Source organism: Actinoplanes sp. G11-F43 (genome assembly GCF_050589265.1).
GTDB lineage: Bacteria > Actinomycetota > Actinomycetes > Mycobacteriales > Micromonosporaceae > Actinoplanes.
The window spans coordinates 233,396-253,967 of sequence record NZ_JBNZCE010000005.1 but is presented as its reverse complement, the minus strand read 5'-3'; the positions used below and the strand labels follow the sequence as shown (position 1 = coordinate 253,967).

Annotated in this window: 18 protein-coding genes; 8 read left to right on the top strand and 10 right to left on the bottom strand. The window is 70.8% G+C overall.

Going from position 1 to position 20,572, the window contains the following annotated elements:
- Nucleotides 1–9 precede the first annotated feature (9 nt).
- Nucleotides 10–501 carry an NUDIX hydrolase gene (locus tag ACQ0O7_RS06325; RefSeq protein ID WP_430780800.1) on the top strand — a complete coding sequence of 164 codons (492 nt, stop codon included), beginning with the start codon at nt 10–12 and terminating at the stop codon, nt 499–501.
- A gap of 437 nt (nt 502–938) precedes the next feature.
- On the opposite strand, the gene upp is transcribed toward ACQ0O7_RS06325, so the two are convergent.
- Nucleotides 939–1,571: a uracil phosphoribosyltransferase gene (upp, locus tag ACQ0O7_RS06320; protein ID WP_430780799.1), complete on the bottom strand. Its 633-nt coding sequence runs from the start codon at nt 1,569–1,571 to the stop codon at nt 939–941.
- 60 nt (nt 1,572–1,631) lie between these two features.
- Between upp and deoC the strand changes: the two genes are divergently transcribed.
- The 6 genes from deoC to ACQ0O7_RS06290 all read left to right on the top strand — a co-directional run bounded on the left by deoC (nt 1,632) and on the right by ACQ0O7_RS06290 (nt 8,972).
- The gene (deoC, locus tag ACQ0O7_RS06315; RefSeq protein ID WP_430780798.1) at nt 1,632–2,561 is read left to right on the top strand and encodes a deoxyribose-phosphate aldolase; all 930 of its coding nucleotides are present in this window, start codon (nt 1,632–1,634) and stop codon (nt 2,559–2,561) included.
- Between the two features lie 5 nt (nt 2,562–2,566).
- Nucleotides 2,567–3,991: an aldehyde dehydrogenase family protein gene (locus ACQ0O7_RS06310; RefSeq protein WP_430780797.1), complete on the top strand. Its 1,425-nt coding sequence runs from the start codon at nt 2,567–2,569 to the stop codon at nt 3,989–3,991.
- A complete protein-coding gene (locus tag ACQ0O7_RS06305) occupies nt 3,984–4,832 on the top strand; it encodes an aldehyde dehydrogenase family protein (protein WP_430780796.1) in 849 nt (282 codons plus the stop codon). The genes ACQ0O7_RS06310 and ACQ0O7_RS06305 overlap by 8 nt, the downstream gene beginning before the upstream one ends.
- A 94-nt stretch (nt 4,833–4,926) precedes the next feature.
- Nucleotides 4,927–5,790: a DNA primase gene (locus tag ACQ0O7_RS06300; protein WP_430780795.1), complete on the top strand. Its 864-nt coding sequence runs from the start codon at nt 4,927–4,929 to the stop codon at nt 5,788–5,790.
- Between the two features lie 64 nt (nt 5,791–5,854).
- The gene (locus ACQ0O7_RS06295) at nt 5,855–8,212 is read left to right on the top strand and encodes a transposase (protein ID WP_430780794.1); all 2,358 of its coding nucleotides are present in this window, start codon (nt 5,855–5,857) and stop codon (nt 8,210–8,212) included.
- Between the two features lie 64 nt (nt 8,213–8,276).
- Nucleotides 8,277–8,972, top strand: a complete 696-nt coding sequence (locus ACQ0O7_RS06290; protein WP_430780793.1) for an HAD family hydrolase — start codon at nt 8,277–8,279, stop codon at nt 8,970–8,972.
- Between the two features lie 148 nt (nt 8,973–9,120).
- Here the strand turns inward: ACQ0O7_RS06290 and ACQ0O7_RS06285 are convergent, their stop codons facing one another.
- The 5 genes from ACQ0O7_RS06285 to ACQ0O7_RS06265 form a co-directional block, all read right to left on the bottom strand.
- Nucleotides 9,121–9,708 (bottom strand): GTP-binding protein, encoded by a 588-nt coding sequence (locus ACQ0O7_RS06285; RefSeq protein ID WP_183222624.1) that lies wholly within the window; start codon nt 9,706–9,708, stop codon nt 9,121–9,123.
- Between the two features lies 1 nt (nt 9,709).
- Entirely contained in the window at nt 9,710–10,087 is a 378-nt protein-coding gene (locus tag ACQ0O7_RS06280; protein WP_430780993.1) for a DUF742 domain-containing protein, read from the bottom strand.
- A 131-nt stretch (nt 10,088–10,218) separates the two neighbouring features.
- Entirely contained in the window at nt 10,219–10,623 is a 405-nt protein-coding gene (locus ACQ0O7_RS06275) for a roadblock/LC7 domain-containing protein (protein WP_067706828.1), read from the bottom strand.
- Nucleotides 10,620–14,093: a sensor histidine kinase gene (locus ACQ0O7_RS06270; protein ID WP_430780792.1), complete on the bottom strand. Its 3,474-nt coding sequence runs from the start codon at nt 14,091–14,093 to the stop codon at nt 10,620–10,622. The genes ACQ0O7_RS06275 and ACQ0O7_RS06270 overlap by 4 nt, the downstream gene beginning before the upstream one ends.
- A gap of 453 nt (nt 14,094–14,546) precedes the next feature.
- The gene (locus tag ACQ0O7_RS06265; RefSeq protein ID WP_430780791.1) at nt 14,547–15,668 is read right to left on the bottom strand and encodes an adenosine deaminase; all 1,122 of its coding nucleotides are present in this window, start codon (nt 15,666–15,668) and stop codon (nt 14,547–14,549) included.
- A gap of 26 nt (nt 15,669–15,694) precedes the next feature.
- Between ACQ0O7_RS06265 and ACQ0O7_RS06260 the strand changes: the two genes are divergently transcribed.
- Nucleotides 15,695–16,495: a putative RNA methyltransferase gene (locus tag ACQ0O7_RS06260; protein WP_430780790.1), complete on the top strand. Its 801-nt coding sequence runs from the start codon at nt 15,695–15,697 to the stop codon at nt 16,493–16,495.
- A gap of 65 nt (nt 16,496–16,560) precedes the next feature.
- On the opposite strand, the gene ACQ0O7_RS06255 is transcribed toward ACQ0O7_RS06260, so the two are convergent.
- The 4 genes from ACQ0O7_RS06255 to ACQ0O7_RS06240 all read right to left on the bottom strand — a co-directional run bounded on the left by ACQ0O7_RS06255 (nt 16,561) and on the right by ACQ0O7_RS06240 (nt 20,569).
- Nucleotides 16,561–17,241, bottom strand: a complete 681-nt coding sequence (locus tag ACQ0O7_RS06255) for a DUF4272 domain-containing protein (protein WP_430780789.1) — start codon at nt 17,239–17,241, stop codon at nt 16,561–16,563.
- 6 nt (nt 17,242–17,247) lie between these two features.
- Entirely contained in the window at nt 17,248–18,525 is a 1,278-nt protein-coding gene (locus ACQ0O7_RS06250) for a thymidine phosphorylase (RefSeq protein WP_430780788.1), read from the bottom strand.
- The gene (locus tag ACQ0O7_RS06245; RefSeq protein ID WP_430780787.1) at nt 18,525–19,238 is read right to left on the bottom strand and encodes a cytidine deaminase; all 714 of its coding nucleotides are present in this window, start codon (nt 19,236–19,238) and stop codon (nt 18,525–18,527) included. Before ACQ0O7_RS06245 ends, ACQ0O7_RS06250 begins: the two co-directional genes overlap by 1 nt.
- Before the next feature lie 62 nt (nt 19,239–19,300).
- Nucleotides 19,301–20,569: an ABC transporter permease gene (locus tag ACQ0O7_RS06240; RefSeq protein ID WP_430780786.1), complete on the bottom strand. Its 1,269-nt coding sequence runs from the start codon at nt 20,567–20,569 to the stop codon at nt 19,301–19,303.
- Between the last annotated feature and the right edge of the window lie 3 nt (nt 20,570–20,572).

Below are 20,572 nucleotides of genomic sequence, written 5' to 3'. Positions count from 1 at the left end.
GCTGCATCGGTGCGAGCAGTCCTGGCAACCCTCGGATACGTCCTCTCACCCGACCGCGACCGGATTCTGATGATCCGTCGCGACGCCCGGCCGGACGACATCCACTACGGCTATTACAACGGCCTCGGCGGCAAACTGGAGCCCGGCGAAGACGTGCTCACCGGCCTGCGGCGGGAGATCCACGAAGAGGCCGGCATCGACTGCACCGGCATCGAGACGGCCGGCACCATCGCCTGGCCCGGGTTCGGCCGCGACGGCGAGAACTGGTTCGGCTTCCTGTTCCGGATCACCGGCTGGACCGGCACCCCGCACACCACCAACGACGAGGGCAGCCTGCACTGGGTGGAGATCGACCGGGTGCTCTCCGGCGAACTCCCGATGTGGGAGTCCGACCGCCACTTCCTGCCCCTGGTGTTCGCCGAGAAACCCCAGGTGTTCCACGGGGTGATGCCGTTCACCGACGGCCGCGCGACCAGCTGGTCCTACACCGAACTTCCCTGATTTTGTACGCCCCACGAACAGCCCCGTCTCGTCCCCGCGAGGTGGGCGACACACCAGACCGTCCAGCGCCCGCCGGGCGAATGCGCCCACCCACGCCCGGCCTACGGCCAGCCGTACCCAGAAGCCCAACACCCCCCCCACACACACAACCCACCCCGATTCGCGGCTAGCCGTACCTCAGCCATGTAACAGAGGCCTCATTACATGGCTGAGGTACGGCTCGGCCAGCCCAGCCGTACCTCAGACGTCTTATCGGCACTCGATAACCTGCCTGACGTACGGCTAGCCGAGAGTTGGGAGCGGGGATACCTGCCTGATGTACGGCTAGCCGGGAATCGGGGGCGTGTTTGCCCGGCGGTCGCTGGGCGGTCCGGTGTGCCGCCCACCTCGCGGGGACGAGGCGGGACCGTTTCGTGGGGCGTACCGGAAAAGGGGTTTCAGAAGCGGCGCATGCCGCCGAATTGACGGTCGCCGGCGTCGCCGAGGCCGGGGACGATGTACGCCTTCTCGTTGAGCCCCTCGTCGATGGAGGCGGTGATCAGGCGCAGCGGCAGGCCGGACTCCTTCAGGCGCTCGACGCCTTCGGGGGCGGCCAGCACGCAGCAGATGATGATGTCGGTGCAGCCGCGGTCGGCCAGCAGGCGGCAGCAGTGCAGCAGCGATCCGCCGGTGGCCAGCATCGGGTCGAGGACGAGCACCGGCTGCCCGGTCAGGTCGGCGGGCAGCGACTCCATGTAGGCGCGCGGCTCGTGGGTCTCCTCGTCGCGGGCCAGTCCGACGAAGCCCATCGACGATTCGGGGAGCAGGCCGAGTGCGGCGTCGGCCATGCCGAGTCCGGCCCGGAGGACCGGGACGATGAGCGGCGGGTTGGCGAGCCGGGTGCCTTCGGTGGGCGCGACGGGGGTTTCGATGGGGTATTTCTCGACGGCGAAGAGGCGGGCCGCCTCGTAGACCACCATGGTGGTCAGCTCGTGCAGCGAGGCGCGGAAGACACCGGAGTCGGTGTCGGTTCGGCGCATCGCGGTGAGCCGCGTCTGGGCCAGCGGGTGATCTACGACAAGGACGTCCACGGCTGACAACCTATCGTTCAATCAAGATCAACTGTCGTGGGGTTGCGTAGAATCCCTTTCATGACTGTGACAGCGTCCGCTGGACTGTCCGATCTCCGCTCGTTCCTGCACGGCCTGCCCGGGGTCGACAAGGTGGGCGTCGAGTCGAGGGCGGCGGCGCTCGCCACCCGCTCGGTCAAGGCGGACTCCAAGGCGGCGGCGATCGACCTGGCCATCCGGATGGTCGACCTGACCACGCTGGAGGGCGCGGACACTCCCGGCAAGGTGCGCGCGCTCTGCGCGAAGGCCAGACGCCCGGACCCGTCCGATCCGTCCTGCCCGCCGGTCGCCGCGATCTGCGTCTACCCGGCCATGGCCGGTGTCGCGGCCACCGCGCTGGCCGGCTCCGGGGTGCATCTGGCCAGCGTGGCGACGGCGTTCCCGTCCGGTCAGGCGCCGCTGGCGGTCAAGTTGGCCGACACCCGGGAGGCGGTGGCGGCCGGTGCCGACGAGATCGACATGGTGATCAGCCGGGGCGCTTTCCTGGCCGGCGACTACTCCCGGGTCTTCGACGAGATCGTCGCGGTGAAGGAGGCGTGCGGCAGCGCCCATCTGAAGGTGATCCTGGAGACCGGCGAGCTGGCCACCTACGACAACGTCCGCCGCGCCTCCTGGCTGGCGATGCTGGCCGGGGCCGACTTCATCAAGACCTCGACCGGCAAGGTGGGTGTCAACGCCACTCTGCCGGTCACGCTGGTCATGCTGGAGGCGGTCCGCGACTTCCGGGAGCGGCACGGCCGGATCATCGGGGTCAAACCGGCCGGTGGCATCAAGACCACCAAGGACGCGATCAAGTATCTGGTGCTGATCAACGAGACCGTCGGTGACGAGTGGCTCGACCCGGACCGGTTCCGGTTCGGCGCCTCCTCGCTGCTCAACGATCTGCTGATGCAGCGCGCCAAGCTGACCACCGGCCACTACGCGGGCCCCGACTACGTCACCCTGGACTGAGGCCCATGTTCGAGTACGCACCGGCACCCGAGTCCCGTTCGGTGGTGGAGATCGCCCCGTCGTACGGGCTCTTCATCGACGGCTCGTTCGACAGCGGGACGGACGGCACCGTCTTCAAGACGGTCAACCCGGCCACCGAGGAGGTGCTCGCGGAGGTCGCCGCGGCCGGCCCGGAGGACGTCGACCGGGCGGTGGCCGCGGCCCGGCGCGCGTTCGGCCCCTGGTCGGCGCTGCCCGGTAGCGAGCGCGCGAAGTACCTGTTCCGGATCGCCCGGATCATCCAGGAGCGGTCGCGTGAGCTGGCCGTGCTGGAGTCGCTGGACAACGGCAAGCCGATCCGGGAGTCGCGGGACGTCGATCTGCCGCTGGTCGCGGCACACTTCTTCTACTACGCGGGCTGGGCCGACAAGCTGGCGTACGCCGGTTTCGGCCCGGATCCGCGGCCGCTGGGTGTGGCCGGTCAGGTCATCCCGTGGAACTTTCCGCTGCTCATGCTGGCCTGGAAGATCGCGCCGGCGCTGGCCACCGGCAACACCGTGGTGTTGAAGCCGGCCGAGACGACCCCGTTGTCGGCGCTCTTCTTCGCCGACGTGTGCCGGCAGGCGGAGTTGCCCGCCGGGGTGGTCAACATCGTCACCGGGGCCGGCGACACCGGCGCTTATCTGGTGCAGCATCCGGATGTCGCCAAGGTGGCCTTCACCGGTTCGACCGAGGTGGGCCGGCAGATCGCGCGGACGGTGGCGGGCACCGGCAAGCGGCTGACTCTGGAGCTGGGCGGCAAGGCGGCCAACATCGTGTTCGACGACGCCCCGATCGATCAGGCCGTCGAGGGGATCGTGACCGGGATCTTCTTCAATCAGGGGCATGTGTGTTGTGCGGGTTCCCGGCTGCTGGTGCAGGAGTCGGTGGCCGATGAGGTGCTGACGTCGTTGAAGCGGCGGATGGCCACGTTGCGGGTCGGTGACCCGCTGGACAAGAACACCGACATCGGTGCGATCAATTCGGCGGCCCAGTTGGCTCGCATTACGGAATTGTCGGAAATAGGCGCACGGGAGGGTGCGGAGCGCTGGTCGCCGGCCTGCGAGCTGCCCTCGCAGGGCTTCTGGTTCCCGCCGACGATCTTCACCGGGGTCACCCAGGCACACCGGATCGCCCGCGAGGAGGTCTTCGGGCCGGTGCTGTCGGTGCTCACCTTCCGCACCCCGGCCGAGGCGATCGAAAAGGCCAACAACACGCCGTACGGCTTGAGCGCCGGGATCTGGACCGAGAAGGGTTCCCGGATCCTGGCCGTGGCCGACAAGCTCCGGGCCGGAGTGGTGTGGGCCAACACGTTCAACAAGTTCGACCCGGCGTCGCCGTTCGGCGGCTACAAGGAGTCCGGCTACGGCCGGGAGGGTGGCCGTCACGGCCTGGAGGCTTACCTTGCCTAAATCAGCCAAGGCGACGGTCACGACGGAACCGCGACCCGTCCGCCTCGCCGTTCGCAAGACGTACAAGCTCTACATCGGCGGCAAGTTCCCCCGCAGCGAGTCAGGACGGACCTTCGTGGTGGACGGCGACAACGTGGCCCTCGCCTCCCGCAAGGACGCCCGGGACGCCGTGGTCGCGGCCCGCGCCGCCCAGCCGAAGTGGGCCGGCGCCACCGCCTACAACCGCGGTCAGGTGCTCTACCGGATCGCCGAGATGGTCGAGGCCCGCCGGGCCGAGTTCACCGCCCTCGGGGTGCCCGGCGCCGAGGTGGACGCCACGATCGACCGCTGGGTCTGGTACGCGGGCTGGTCCGACAAGATCGCCCAGGTGGCCGGCGGGGCCAACCCGGTGGCCGGGCCGTTCCTCAACGTCTCCGCGCCGGAGCCGACCGGGGTCGTCGCGATCGTCGCCCCGCCCTCGCTGCTCGGGCTGGTCAGCGTGATCGCCCCGGCGATCGTGACCGGAAACACGGCGGTGGTTCTCGCCGGCCGGCCGCAGGTCGCCGTCACCCTGGCTGAGGTGCTGGCCACGTCGGATGTCCCGGGTGGTGTGGTGAACCTGCTCACCGGCCGGTTCGCCGAGACCGCCCCGTGGCTCGCCTCACACGCCGACGTGAACGCGTTCGACCTCACCGGGGTGGATCACCCGGAGCTGGCCGCCGAGTTGGAGCGGGCCGCCGCAGGGACGCTGAAGAGGGTGATCCGCCCGTCGGCGGCCCCGGATTTCACCGTCGATCCGGGTCTGCGGCCGATGACCGCCCTCCTGGAGACGAAGACGGTGTGGCATCCGAAGGGCTACTGAGAGCCCACCGGGACGGCTGTCACACAGCGTTGCCGACTAGGGTGTGTGCCCAGAGTCACCCGTCCCACCACCCCCAGATCACCCGGAGGTCACCGTGACCAGCCAGTCCGACGAGCCCGAGGCGTCCGCGCCGGTGGCTGAGAAGTCCTCGTCCGAGGGGTCTTCCGGGCGGGAGCTTTGGGAGAAAGCCCGTGTCGAGCCGGTGGAGATCGCTCTGCCCGGCGGGGTCGGCCTGACGCTCCGGGCGTACCGGAAGGCTTCCGAGCTCACGCCGACCGAGATCGAGGTCGACGAGGACGACCCCTTCGAGGCGCGCCGCAAGCGTGCCGAGGAGGAGGAAGAGGTCATCGTCGACGAGGAGTATCAGGCGCTCCTCACCGAGGGCGAGACCGAGGAGGGCAAGGAGAAGGGATCCGCCGAGGAGCCCGATCCGGCCGACTTCGAGGATGAGCCCGCCGCCCAGGCGGATGACGAGGAAGTACCCATGTTCCTCAGTCACAAGGGCCGACTGCTTGCTTTCAAGAGCGCCGAATCGCTCGTCTCCTTCCTTCGTTCGGGTGCTCCGCACGATCTCGCACAATTGGACACCTGGGGTGACCTGGCGGAGCGGGTACAGTCGAGCGACATCGACCCCCAGCCGGAGGACCGCTACGAGCTCGACCTCGTGGTGGAAAACCTGCGCGGCGGTCATGACACGTGGGATCTGCCGCTGCTCATCAACGCCGGCGAGGTGGCCCGTGACCTGGGTTACGCACTCCGCATCAAGCCGGTGATCCTGGCACTGTCGCCCGGTTCGCCGCTCGACGACCTCGACGAGTCGCTCCGCTCCGCTGAGAAGGGCGGGATGGGCGGGTTCTTCGGCCGCCGCAAGCTCAAGAAGATCGGTGCTCAGCAGGCGAGCCTCGGCTGGCGTTCGGTGATCGGCAAGATCTCGGCGGCCGTGGACTGGCGTGACTGACCGATTACCGGGGAATATCTATCCTTGGCTGAAACGAAGCACTCCCGGGGAGGAGGACGACGCCGTGGCGCTCGTGCGCGTGTACTGCGGTCTGGCGTCGGCTGATGAATCGGTGCGTTCGGCTTCGGCCGCCCCACTGACCATCGCCGTGGTGGACGACGCGGGCCGGCTGCTCGGCGTCCACGAGATCAGCGACGACCCGACCGGGTACGCCCAGTTGGGCACGCTGCTCGTGGAACGGACGACGGGCTTCAGCGACGCGGCGGTCGCCGCCGACAGCGACGATCACGTCGTCACGTCCCTGCTCACCGCGGCCGGCCGGCCGCTGGTGGTGGTGGACGACGACGCGGCCGACGACTACGCGGAGCGGTTCTCCGACGACGACTCCCCCGAGGAGATGTCCGCGCCGGCGGCCGCCCGGCGGGCCGTCGGCCTGGCCCGGGCGCTGCAGGCCGGCGCGATCGCCGCGGTGACCCTGCCGGCGCCGCGCGAGCTGGTCAGCTACAAGCCGGTCCTGGCCGCGCACGTGGCCATGCTGGTCGGGCGGAACGCGGCGTCCCTCGCCCTGCGCGAGGTGCTCCGCGAGCTGTACCCGGCGGCGCTTCGGGCCTACCCCGACCCGGCGCACCCCACGGCCCTGGCCGTGCTCGACGCGCTGCCCGAGCCCGGCCGGCTGGCCGGGCCCGCACAACCGGCCCGGGAGATCGCCGCCGAGCTGGCCCGGGCCGGGTCGGGCAGCGAGAACGAGCTGGCCGGCGCGATCACCGCCCTTCAGGTCGCGGTGAGCGAGTCACCTCGCCGGGGTGGCGTCAACAAGTCGCTCTCCCCGGCTGCCGCCGAGGCGGTCCGCCAGGCGATCGCCGCGGTCCGCTCCTGCGACGCGGCCTGCTCCGCCCTGGTCGGCACGCTGGCCGCCCGGGCCACCCCGCCCGGCGCCACCGGGCCGAACGTGGGCCGGCGCAGCGCGCGCCGGGGCACCGACGCGCCGGCGCTCCAGCCGGTGGCCACCGACCACAGCTCCCGGTTCGGCCGGCGCGGCCGTCCCGAGCCGGTCTCCACCGGCAGCGGCCCGGCCGTGCCGCAGCCGATGACCGCACCGCCGACCGCGCCGGACCCGTTGATGGCCCCGCCGGTCGCGCCCGCCGCGTCGAACGGCCTGCCCGGCCGGGCGACCGGTCCGCTGAACCGGCCGGTCTCGGTGCCGCCGCCCCCGCCCGGCATGACTCCGATCACGCCCGGCTCGCGTCCGGTCCCGGCCACCCGCAACCCGGCGACCCCGTCGTCGGTGCCGCCGGTCCCCGGTGGCAGCAGCCCGGCCGACGCCGGCGAGCCGTTCCGGCCCACGCTGACCAACGCCGAGCTGAACCGGGCCCGCGCCGAACGCCAGCGGACGGTCATCCCGCCCCGCCCGGCGACCGGCACCACCCGGCCGGCCGCGGCCGCCAACGGCGCCACCGACTTCAGCCTGCCGATGCAGACCAGCCGGCCGGCCGCTCCGGAGGCTCCCGAGCCCGGTTCCCGGGCCAACTGGCCGCTGCTCAACAGCGAGAAGGACGAGTCGGCACGGCCGGACACCCCGGCCCGCCCGGCGGCGCCGCCCCTGGCTCCGCGCTCCGAGCTGCCGTCGCGCGCCAAGTCCACCCCGGACCTGCCGTCCCGGTCGTCCGAGCTGCCCTCGCGGTCGTCCGAGCTGCCGTCCCGGTCATCGGGCCTGCCCTCCCGGCAGGCGCCGGCCGCCTCCTCGGTCAGTTCGCCGCCCGGTGGCCGGGTCAAGCCGCCGTGGCAGGACATGCCGCAGGAGCCGTCGCCGCTCGACATCGGCAAGGAGCCCGCGCTGCGTCTGGTCGACCAGGCCCGCAAAAACGGCGGCCGGGCCCGGCTGCCCGGTCTCGACCAGCTCGGTGGCGGCGCCCCGGCGCCGGCCCGCCGGGAGGAGGAGCGCGCTCCCCGGATCACCGCGCTGGACCGGAGCAGTGCCCCGCCGGTCCCTGCCGACAGCAGCGACGGCGACCTGCTGATCTTCGCGGCCGCCCGGTCGGCGTGGTTCACCGGTGGCACCCCGGACTCCCCGGACGTCAGCTGGTCGAACCCGAACGACGACGCCTGGCGTGCCGCGCAGAAGGCGGCCACCCCGGCCGTCGCCGCGGAGACCAACGCCGGCCTGCCGAAACGTGTGCCCCAGGCCAACCTGGTGCCCGGTTCGTCGCGGGCCGAGGAGCGCCCGGTCCGGATAGTCCGGGACGCCGCCTCGATCGCCGCGCACACCACCGGCTACTTCCGTGGCTGGCGGCGCGGGCAGGAGATCGGCGGGTTCGCCATGGGCGGCCGTCCGGGCCGGGAGGCGGCCGGCGGCTGGGACTTCAGCCGGGACGGCCAGCCGGCCGACGAGTTCCGCAACAGCGCCGGTTCCGGCGGGCGCTGACATCGCACGTCGTCGAGGGCCACGACCCGGCTGGTCGTGGCCTTCGGCGTTTTCCGGCCGGGCGGTGGTCTTCGACTTCTTCGGCACCCTCACCGACCCGTCGGCGGAGGCGGGACGGATGGCCGCCTTCGCCGCCACCGCGGCGGTGCTGGGTGTCGATCCCGGGCGGTTCGGGGAGGCGATGCGGGGCAGTTTCCCGCAACGGGTCGTGGGGGCGTACGGCAGCACCCGGGAGACCCTGCGCGCGATGGCCCGCCACTGCGGGACCGATCCGGGTGAGAGCCGGCTGGACCGGGCCGTCCGCATCCATCACGCGGGCGCTGAGCGGCTCCGCACGCCCCGTCCGGAGGCTCTCGCGGTACTGGGTCACCTCCGCGACAGCGGGTTCCGTCTGGGGCTTCTCAGCGACTGCGCCAGTGAGGTGTGCGAGGCGTGGGCGGAGACGCCGTTCGCGGCCCGGATCGACGTTCCGGTCTTCTCCTGGCGGAAGGGCCGCCGCAAACCGGATCCGCTGCTGTACGAGACGGTCGCCGGCCGCCTGGGGGTGCCGCCGGGCGAGTGCTGGTTCGTCGGCGACGGCGGCAGCCGGGAACACGACGGCGCCCGCCGGGCCGGCATGCGGCCGGTGCTGGTGACGAACGCCGGCTATCCGGGGGCCGGGCGGTGGCGGGACGACCCGGACGCGTACGTCCCGGAGAACCGTGTCGACGATCTCACCGGCTTGATCCGTTTATTGAGATCCCGCCATGACAATGGGTGACCGCTCGTATACGATGACGAATGGCCGGAAAGCGCGCGAAAGCCCCGCTCCGGACGATGGAATAAATCCAGTCGGTGGACTGATCCATCACGGAGCGGGGCTTCAGGTCAGGTGGGTGCGCCCTGACCCCTGGTTCGCGAAGTCCGCGTCAGGCCGGAGCCGTAGCGCGGGTCCGACGCATCGTCAGCACATACTCGACGAGCGAGATGAGGACGTTCTTCGTCGACTCGCGGTTACGAGCGTCGCAGCTCACCACGGGCACGTCGGACGAGATCGCCAGAGCGTCCCGCACGTCCTGTGCGTTGTGGTACTGCATCCCGTCGAAGCAGTTTATGGCCACCAGGTACGGCAGCCGCCGGTGCTCGAAGAAGTCGATGGCGGCGAAGCAGTCGGCGAGCCGACGCGTATCCACCATCACGACCGCACCGATCGCACCCCGGACCAGCTCGTCCCACATGAACCAGAAACGTGTCTGACCCGGCGTACCGAAGAGGTACAGGATCAGGTCCCGGTCGATGCTGATACGGCCGAAGTCCATGGCGACGGTGGTCGTCATCTTGCCCGGCACCTGCCGGTTGTCGTCGACACCCACACCGGCCGAGGTCATGATCGCCTCGGTGGTCAGTGGGGTGATCTCCGAGACCGACCCCACCAGCGTCGTCTTACCGACGCCGAAGCCACCGGCGATGACAATCTTCGCCGATGTCACGCGTCCCGCAGCGGGACGGTGCGACATGTCAGAGCCTGCGAAGTCCACTCAGCACCCTTTCCAGCAGTTCCGTGCCTACCGCGTCGGTCTCGTCTTCGAGCGAGGTGGGCTCGTACACAGCGACCAGACCGTCAGTGGCCATGTCCGCAACGATCACACGTGCCACACCGAGCGGCAGTTGCATGCGTGCGGCGATCTCGGCGAGCGACTGAACACGGCCGCCGTCGCACATCGCCGCGATGTACTGATGCTCGCTTCCACCCTGCCCGCGGCCCATTCCGGAACGCCCGCGCTGGGTTGTCTCGACCAGCGCTTCAAGCGCTATCTCAAGCTTCGGCCGGGTCCGACCGCGGGTCACGGCATACGGCCTGACCAGCGCGCCGGTCGGCTCATCGCGTTCAGGCATCGTCACCGTCAACCCCTCCCTCGGCCCCTCGAAGTGTATTGGTTGTCAAAGTTTCTACCAGTAGCCGGCTGAGCCTACCGGGGTCGCAAAACCCCTGACAAACCCCTGGATGCTGCCGGCCCACTACCGGTTCAGCCCAGTACCCCGGCCGCGGAACGCGGCGCGGGGGTCAAGGCTTCGCCGACCCGGTCGACCAGGAGGGCCATCTCGTAGCCGACCTGACCGACGTCGCAGCTCCGCGCGGCGAGCACCGCGAACGACGAGCCGTCGGAGATGGACATCAGGAACAGGAAACCATTGTCCATCTCGACGACCGTCTGAAGAACGGCGCCACCTTCGAAGCAACGTGCGGCACCCTGCGTCAGGCTTACCAGGCCGGACGCGATGGCCGCCAACTGGTCGGCGCGGTCACGCGGGAGGTCTCGCGACGACGCCAGGAGCAGCCCGTCGGCGGAGACCGCGATCGCGTGCGCGACCCCGGGAACGCGGTCGGCGAAGTTGGCCAGAAGCCAACCCAGATCCTGCGTAGATGTCATGCCTCATGCTCCTTGCCAGCCTGCGAGGGCTGCTGCCCTCCCGGAGTGTCCTCCAGGTTGGTCGATTGTTCCTTGGTGCGACCGCGCGCCACACCACGGTGGTAAGCGGACAGAAGACCGCGAACTCCTTCAGGTGTGCGGCGCTGGACAGAGGATCCGACCCTGTCCACACCGCCGGGGACGAGCTGTGCCATCGGCTTGCGCTTCGGCAGACCCGCCGTGGTGGTGGTCTCGACCGGAGCCTCGGCCGCCAGGCGAGCCGCCTGCCATCCGTCGTCCGCCGCGGTCCGCCACGGGTTCGCCGCGGGAGCGGACCCGTTGCCGTAGGACGCGGCGGCGGCCGCCGGCGCACCAACACTAGCCGCATCGAGGTCCCGGACCTCCGGGGACGCCGCCTGCTGGGGCACACCCGCGCCCCGGGTCGGCTCACCGGTCGGAATCCGCTGCGAGACGACCGATTCGTCGCCCACACCGGAGACCTTGGGGCGAGGCGCCTCACCGGTCGTGGTGAACCACGCCGACTCGAGCTCCCGGAAGATCGGCAGCTCCATCGTCTCGTCCGCGAACGGAACCGCGCTCTCGCGCGCCGACGCCATCTGCGCCGCGGCGGCGGCCTGGGCCTCCGCCGGATCCGGCGCGTCCGCCGGGGGCGCCGAGTGCGGCATCACCGGGATGGTCTGCGGGTTGACCGGCGGGGTCACCTGCGGCTGCGCCTCGAAGTTCTCCGGGCGGAACCGCGGGATCTCGGCGGTCATGTCCAGCGCGGCGGCCAGGTTCTCCGGCACGTGCGGGGTGACCGGCTCGCGGTCCGCGGCGACCGGCGGCCAGGCCGGCGGCGCCGAGGCGAACGGGTTCCGGTCGGCCGGCGAGATCGGCTGGGCCGACACCGGCTCGGCGGGAGGCGCCGAGAACGGGGCGGCCGACACCGGCGGGGCCGGCGGTGCCGAGATCGGCGGAACCGGGGGTGCCGAGACCGGCGGCGTGAACGAGTTCGGGTTGGCCGGGAGCTGACGCGGGATGGTCGCGCCGAACCCGTTGCCGTCGCCGTCCGGCCGGAAGTCGCCACCGTTGCGGCGCTGGGCCAGATCGTCCAGGCCGGCGAAGCCCTGCGGGCCGGACGGCAGCGGCGGGATGACCTCGTTGCTGCGCGGCCCGTGGAAACCGTTGGGCGCGCCGCCACCGAAGCCGTTGCCGGAACCGCCACCGAAGCCGTTGGACGCGCCACCGAAGCCGTTACTGCCGTTGTTGCCCGCGTTGAAGCCACCGAAGCCGGACGGTGCCGCACCGGTGAGGTCGGACCAGGCCGGGACCGAACCGTTGGAGCCGTTCGAGCCGTGGTGACCGTTCGACCCGTTGCCGTAACCGCCGCTCTCCAGAGCCAGCGGCTCGCCGAAACCGGGCAGGCCGGAGCCGGGACCACCGTCGAAGGCGTCGCGAGCGGGGGGCAGGCCGGGCATCCCGCCGCCGGGGACCTGGGCGGCGCCCGCCGAGGCCAGCACGGAGATGGGCAGGCCCACCTCGGCGACGGTGCCGCGTTCGCGGTCCGCCGGCCGGAGCTCGACCCGGACACCGTGCCGGTTCGCCAGCCGGGCGACCACGACCAGGCCCATCATGCGGGAGACGGCGACGTCCACCGTGGGCGGGTTGGCGAGGCGCTCGTTGAGGTCGCGGAGCTGCTCCCGGCTGATGCCGATGCCGTGGTCCTCGACGGTGAGCACGGCGTTCTCGCCGACGCGCCGGGCCTCGACCAGGACGTTGGAGTTCGGCGGGGAGAAGGCCGTCGCGTTGTCGAAGAGCTCGGCGACCAGGTGGACCATGTCGTTCACGGCGTGCGCCGCAACCTCGATGTCCCGGTCGATCATGCCGAACTCGATGCGGGTGTAGTGCTCGACCTCGGACTGCGCGGCACGGAGCACGTCGATCAGGGCGGCCGGCTCGCGCTGCACACGGGTCGAGTCGGCGCCCGCGAGAACCAGGAGGTTCTCGTCGTTACGGCGCATTCGGGTGGCCAGGTGGTCGAGCTGGAAGAGCTCGGCCAGACGGTCCGGGTCCTCCTCGCCGCGCTCCAGGCGGTCCAGGTGACCGATGAGCCGGTCGACCAGGATCTGCGAACGACGGGCCAGGTTGACGAACATCGTCGCGACGGAGGCTCGCAGTGCGGCCTGTTCGGCGGCGGTACGCACCGCTTCCAGGTGGACCGCGTTGAATGCCTCGGTCACCTGCCCGAACTCGTCGCGGCTGCGGACCGGCAGTGGCTCGGCGATCTGGTCGGCGACCTGGGCCGGGGTGAGCGACGCGGAGAGCGCCGGGTCACGCAGCCGGCTCACCGCGTGCGGCAGGCCGAACTGGGCGACCGCGAGGGCGCCCTGTCGCAGCTCACGCAGCGAGCGGGCCATCGAGCGGGCGACCAGCCAGGCGAACAGGATGGCCAGCAGGAGCATGCCGAGCAGCAGGCTGGTCCGCAGGAGGACGTCCTGGTTGGTGTTGTCCCGCAGGTCGGTGGCCTGGGCCACGATCTTCTTGTCGAACTCGACCTCGACCGCCCGGAACAGCTCGTTGTAGCCGGCCAGGGCCTCTTCCCAGGCGGCCGACGTGAACGGGATCGCCGAGTTGTTGTTGCCCTGGAGGGACATCAACGGGGTGATCCAGTTTTCCGCGGCCTGCTTCTTCGGGCCGGCGACGGTGGTGCTGAAGTAGTCCCGCTCGGCGTTGTTGCCGACCGCGTTGATGCTCTCCTCGGCCAGCTGGTACCCGGTCTGGGTCTCCAGGAAGTCCTTGCGGAGCGCGTTGGTCAGCTCCTTCGCGGCCACCACGTCCTGGCCGATGAAGCGCTGCTCGGCGACGTAGTTCTTGGCGCGGGCCACCGCGGCCACGACCCGGAGCCGGTCGCTCAGGCCCTGGTCGTTGGCCAGCTGGGCGGAGATCTCGCGGACCTGGAGAAGGTCCTCGATCAGCTGGTTGTAGGTGGTGAGGACGTTGGACCGGTCCTCGCCGCCGTTGGCCACCCGGCTGCGGAAGGTGGGCAGGTCCTCGAGGTTGCGGTCCAGGCGCAGGAGCAGCTGCCCCACGTTGTCCGGGACGTCCTCGAGTGCCGCCTTCTGCTGCACGTAGGGGGCCTTGGCGTCGTCGACCGCGCCGTGCTCGCTGTTGTACCGGTCGACGGCCGGCTTGAAAGCCGAACTGTTCTCGGGCGTATCGGAGATGATGACGCCGAAGGTGCGCTCGGCCTGCAAGTGGTCGACCAGACCACCGGAGGCCTCGGACAGCACCGAGAGCGTGCGTGCGCGCTCCGCGTTGCCGGCTTCGTCGATCTGGGCCACAAGACCACTGACACCGACGGTGATGGTTGCCACTGTCGGCACCAACATGATCAGTCCAAGCTTGGACCAGATCGGTAGGTCTCGCAGCCGACTCATGGGTCGGCGCAGACCAGACATGACGCCGTTCGCGCTACTGGGGCGCTTGCTCACGTCACCGTCCTCCTGATTCGGGCCCGGCTTTCGGCTCGCCGGACACCGCACACGGCCGACTCGCCGACGTCGGGCCCCCGAGATTCCATCACGACAAGTGTCAAAGAGAAAGAGCAGGCGGACACGGACCGGTTGTGTGACGCGATGTTGCAACCTCGTAGTTGGACATCGCCGGTCTCGGAATCACTACCTGTGGAGCTGCACATATCTCAAGGTCACTTCGTAGGTCGGCGCAGCATTGGGGGGTGGAAGCAGGCCGACCGGGTCCCGATCGTAGTCGATCGCGATAGAAGTGACGATGACTCGGTTCCCCGCGATCAGCAAGGCGCGACGCCAGAGTATGCCGACTTTGCAGGCGGCAGTCTAGCCGAACGGCGGGGTACCCAAGTCTGACGGTCGATTTCTTTTGACGTACGTTCGTTCAGATCAGCATATAAACGGACATGAAGGATTTCAGGTCAGCAGTTTGGCGTACGCCGGCTTGATCACTTCATTGATCAAAACGAGACGTTCGTCGTACGGGATGAAGGCGGATTTCATCGCGTTGATGGTCAGCCACTGCAACTCGGCCCACCCCCAGCCGAACGATTCGGTCAGCAGGGTCATCTCCCGCGACATCGACGTACCGCTCATCAGCCGGTTGTCGGTGTTGACCGTGACCCGGAACCGGAGATCGTGCAGCAGCTTGATCGGGTGCTCGGCGATCGACGGCGCGGCGCCGGTCTGCACGTTCGACGACGGGCAGAGTTCCAGCGGGATCCGCTTGTCCCGGACGTACGCCGCCAGCCGGCCCAGCACCGGCGGTGCGGAGAGGGTGCCACCGGTCTCGGTCGGGGCGCTCGGGGTGTCAACGGTGACCGTGATGTCGTCGACCAGCCGCACCCCGTGGCCCAGCCGGTCCGCACCGCACCATTGGATCGCCTGCCAGATCGACGGCAGGCCGAACGCCTCGCCGGCGTGGATGGTGAAGTGGAAGTTCTCCCGCTGCAGGTACTCGAACGCGTCCAGGTGCCGGGTGGGCGGGAAGCCCGCCTCGGCGCCGGCGATGTCGAAACCGACCACCCCGCTGTCCCGGAACCGGACCGCCAGCTCGGCGATCTCCTGGGAGCGGGCGGCGTGCCGCATCGCGGTCAGCAGGGTGCCGACCCGGATCGGCGTGCCGTTCGCCGCGGCCTCGGCGCTGCCCTCCCGGAAGCCCTCGTGCACCGCCTCGACCACCTGGTCCAGGGTGAGCCCGCGCTCCAGGTGCTGCTCCGGGGCGTACCGGACCTCGGCGTAGACCACCCCGTCGGCGGCCAGGTCGAGCGCGCACTCCTTGGCGACCCGGTGCAGGCCCTCCACGGTCTGCATGACCGCGACGGTGTGGGCGAAGGTCTCCAGGTACCGTTCCAGCGATCCGGAGTCGGCGGCCGCGACGAACCACTCGCCCAGCCGTTCCGGATCCTGGGACGGCAGCTCGTGGCCGACCGCCGCGGCCAGCTCGACGATGGTGCCCGGCCGCAGGCCACCGTCCAGGTGATCATGGAGGAGGACCTTCGGCGCCCTGATGATGTCGGAGTGTGCGATACCAACCATCAGAAGAGCCTAGAGGCAGGCACTCGATGATCGACGGTGCAATTCCGTTTCTGCGGTGCCCGGTGTGCCGCGACACGCTGACCCGGCGGGAGCGGACACTGCGCTGCCCGGCCGGGCACAGCTTCGACATGGCCCGACAGGGTTACGCCGACCTCAGCGCCGGGCGGCTGCCGCACACCGGGGACAGTGCCGAGATGGTCGCCGACCGGGCCGCCTTCCTCGGTGCCGGGCACTACGGATTCATCGCCGCGGCGCTGGCCGGGCATCGCACCGACGGCCTGGTGCTGGACGCCGGCACCGGCACCGGCGACTACCTGGCGCATTTCCTGGACGGTTCTCCGGAGGCGATCGGTCTCGGACTCGACGTCTCCAAACCGGCGCTGCGCCGGGCTGCCCGGGCCCATCCGCGGGCCGCCGCCGTGCTGACCGATCTGTGGCGCCCGCTGCCGGTCGCGGACGCGGCCGTCTCGGTGATCCTGGACGTCTTCGCGCCCCGCAACGGTCCCGAGTTCCACCGGGTGCTGCGCCCGGACGGGTTGCTGCTGGTGGTCACCCCGGCCGCCGGGCACCTGGCCGAGCTGATCACCGCGCACGGGCTGCTGCAGGTCGACCCGGACAAGGCGGCCCGGGTCAGCGAGAGCCTGGGCGAGCGGTTCGCCCCGGTGTCGGCGGACCGGCACCGGCGGGAGCTGAGGCTGACCGCGGCCGAGGCGCGCACCCTGATCGGGATGACGCCGAGCGCCCGGCACGTGCCGGTGGACGGGCTGCCCACCGGGGACGTGACGGTCACCGTGGCGGTGGACGTGACGGCCTACCGGCCGCTCTGAGACCCGATTGCGGTGGTACGGGTACCCGTACCACCAAGATCAGTCCACGATGGACCACCGGCCGCCTAGACGGAGAGATCGACTTCTTCCCACTCCGGAGGCGGATCGTGATACGGCCCGGAGAAGATCACCGCCCACTCCAGTGCCCACCGGCGCTGCCCGATGGCGTTGCTGTCGACCTCGCCCGGCAGCGGCCGTCCGCTCTGCTCCGCCTCCTGGTAGGCCCAGTCCAGGCAGTAGTAGAGATCGAGCAGCACCGCGGCCTCGGCCGGATCCCGGGCCGCGACCAGTGACCGGGACCGCCACCGGGTGAAGCTCTCGCCCCCCGGCAGGTCCGGCATCTGGGCCATCATCCGTTCGTCCGGTGGGACCGCCGGGTCCAGGTGCCGGCTCAGGCCGAGCAGCCAGGCCAGCGCGAACACCGCGTCGTGGTGCAGCACGAAGGAACGGTGGTCGCCCTTCGCGCCGATCACGAACTGCCACTCCGGCGGGGTGACCAGTTCGACCAGGTGGGAGCCGAGCAGCCAGCTCATCGCCGCCTCGGTGGGCATGCCGAAGCACCGGGCGACGACGACGTGCAGCACCGCGGCCCGGGCTTCGAGCTCGGCGACCGGGCGCAGCTCGACCGTGTCACCCTGCTCCCAGACCAGCGGGAACGCCAGTGGGGGCAGGGGCAGGCCGAGCCGGGCCAGTTCGTCGAGGCTCGCTTCGCGGACCGCGCGGGGGTCGGGGGCGGCCTTCGTCATGGCGGTTCAGGCTATGCGGTCGAGCAGAAGCGGAACAGGGGCGGTCGCCTCCGCTCCGAGGGCGATCGCCCCGGCCGCGTCGGTGCGGGCCGCCGGGATCCGGGACTCGTCGTCGGCGCGCAGTTCCAGCAGCACGTCACCGGCCTTGACCCGGTCACCCGGGCGGACTTTGAGCTGCACTCCGGCGCCGAAGCTGACCGGGTCCTCCTTGCGGGCGCGGCCGGCGCCGAGACGCCAGGCGGCGATGCCGATGCCGTACGCGTCGATCGCGGTCACCACCCCGTCCTCGGTGGCCCGCAGCTGTTCGGTGTGCGCGGCGGTGGGCAGTGCCGCGTCCGGGTCGCCGCCCTGGGCCCGGATCATCGCCCGCCAGGTGTCCATCGCCTGCCCGTTGGCCAGCACCTTCTCCGGGTCGGCGTGCACTCCGGCGGCGGCCAGCATCTCCCGGGCCAGCGCCAGGGTGAGTTCCACCACATCGGACGGTCCACCGCCGGCGAGGACCTCCACCGACTCGGCCACCTCGTTGGCGTTGCCGATCGCCAGGCCGAGCGGGGTGCTCATGTCGGTCAGCAGGGCGACCGTGGTGACCCCGCTGTCCTTGCCCAGCTGGACCATGGTGCGGGCCAGCTCGCGCGCGGTGGCCAGGTCCTTCATGAAGGCGCCGGTGCCGACCTTCACGTCGAGGACCAGCGCGCCGGTGCCCTCGGCGATCTTCTTGCTCATGATCGAGCTGGCGATCAGCGGGATCGCCTCGACCGTGCCGGTGACGTCGCGCAGCGCGTACAGCTTGCGGTCGGCCGGGGCCAGGCCCTCGCCGGCCGCGCAGATCACCGCGCCGATGTCCTGCAACTGGCTCTTGAACTGCTCGTTGGAGATCCGGGCCTGCCAGCCGGCAATCGACTCCAGCTTGTCCAGGGTGCCGCCGGTGTGGCCCAGCCCGCGGCCGGACAGCTGCGGCACGGCCACCCCGCACGCGGCGACCAGCGGGGTCAACGGCAGGGTGATCTTGTCGCCGACACCGCCGGTGGAGTGCTTGTCGGCGGTCGGCCGGGACACGGAGGAGAGGTCCAGCCGCTCGCCGCTGGCGATCATCGCGGCGGTCCACCGGGCGATCTCGGCGGGCGTCATGCCGCGCAGCAGGATCGCCATGGCCAGGGCCGACATCTGCTCGTCGGCGACCGCGCCCCTGGTGTACGCGTCGACCACCCAGTCGATCTGGGCGTCGGACAGGACATGGCCGTCCCGCTTGGCACGGATCACGTCCACAGCGGCGAAAGCACTCACTATTTTCCTTCTTCCCAACGGTTCGGGATGCCCTCCGGGGCCTCACCCTCGCCCGCCCAGGACAGATTGCCCTCGGCGTCCACCACCACGATCCGTGGCGTCCGGACCAGTCCCCAGGCCACCGCGGCGGCCGTCGTCGGCAGGTTCGGGCCCTCCTCCAGGATGCCCTTCTCCTCGGCCGCTCCGGGCTCACCCGACGAACGCTCCCAGTAGCCGGTCCAGATCGTCTCGCCGCCGGACAGGTCGGGGTGCACGAAGACCGTGCCGCGGCCCCGCCACTTGGCCAGCTCGGGCGGCACGTCGGCGGCGCCCACCGGGCCGGTGACCCGTTCCATGTCCTCGTAGCCGAACGCGTACGGCAGCAACTCGGTCATCCGCAACGGCCGGGGCACCGCCTCGACCAGCAGTTCCGGGCCGCCGTGCTCCCAGAGCAGCTGACGGCAGCGGCCGCACGGCATCAGCGGGGCCCCGGTGGCGTCCACGCAGGAGATCGCCACCAGCCGGCCGCCGCCGGTCGCGTGCAGTGAGCTGACCAGGCCGCACTCGGCGCACAGGGTCATCCCGATGGACGCGTTCTCCACGTTGCAGCCGACGATCATCCGGCCGTCGTCGACCAGCCCGGCCACCCCGACCGGGAAGTCGGATATCGGCGTGTACGCCCGCCGCATCGTCTCGATGGCGGCAGCCCGCAAGGCCGCCCAGTCGATCTCCATGACGCCGATTCTTGCAGTGTGGTCAGTTCAGGTGCGGAGCGCACCCGAACTGACCACGCCGATCAGGATTTGATGTACGGCTGCCCGGAGGCCGCCGGGCCACGCACCCGGCCCACCAGACCGGCCACCGCGACCAGCGTCGCCAGGTACGGCAGCATGTTCAGGAACTGGCTGGGGATCGGGCTGTCGATGGCGCTGAGGTAATACGCCAGCTTCTGCGCGAACCCGAAGAACAGCGCCGCCCCGAACGCCCCGAACGGGGTGAACCGGCCGAAGATCAGCGCGGCCAGCGCGATGAAGCCGGCGCCGGCGGTCATGTTCTTGGTGAAGCTGCCGGTCGCCACCAGCGTGAAGTAGGCGCCGCCGATACCGGCCACCACCCCGCCGAGCAGCACGTTCAGGTACCGCAGACCGCGCACCCGGATACCCACCGTGTCGGCCGCGGTCGGGTGCTCGCCGACCGCGCGGGTCCGCAGGCCCCACCGGGTCCGGGTGAGCCCGAAGTGGATCGCCAGCACCAGGCCGATCGCCAGCCAGACCAGCAGGTTCGCCTCGAACAGCACCGGACCGACCACCGGGATGTCGGCGAGCGCCGGGATCCGCCACTCGGGCAGCTGCGGCGGCTGGTTGTAGGTCTGCGAGTCGGGCTGCATCAGCCGCTCGTAGAGGAAGCCGGTGATGCCGAGCGCGAACAGGTTCAGCACCATGCCGACCACCGTCTGGTCGACCAGGTAGCGGATCGAGAGCACGGCCAGGATCCCGGCGATCAGCACCCCGCCGACGGCCGCGCTGATCAGGCCGGCCCAGACGCTGGTAGCCATCGTGCCGACCAGGGCGCCGGCGAAGGCGCCCATCAGGAACTGGCCCTCGATCGCCACGTTCACCACGCCGGACCGCTCACCCAGCACACCGGCCAGCGCGCCCAGGATCAACGGCAGCGCCAGCTGGAGGGTGCCCTCGGTGGTGTCCACCAGCGGCATGAACTCGCCGGCCACCTGCCAGCACAGGAACGAGAAGACGAAGGTCAGGATGCCGAGCACCAGCCACAGGTTGGACCGGCGCTTGAGCAGTGCGCCGAACAGCGCGGCACCGGCCAGCATGGTGAGCACCCCGAACAGGATCGCCCCGAACCGGCCGTTGACGGAGAGCGCGGCACCCTCGGCGTTTTCACTCAGGGTGAAGCGGGCGTCCTCACTCGGTGCCAGCGAGCCGAACACCGCGGCGGCCAGCACACCGAGCAGGATCAGGACCGCGCCGAGCCGGCGTGACCGGGACCAGAACGGCTCCGGCGCGGCGACCTCGGTCAGGTCCTCCACAGTCGCGGTAGACATGTC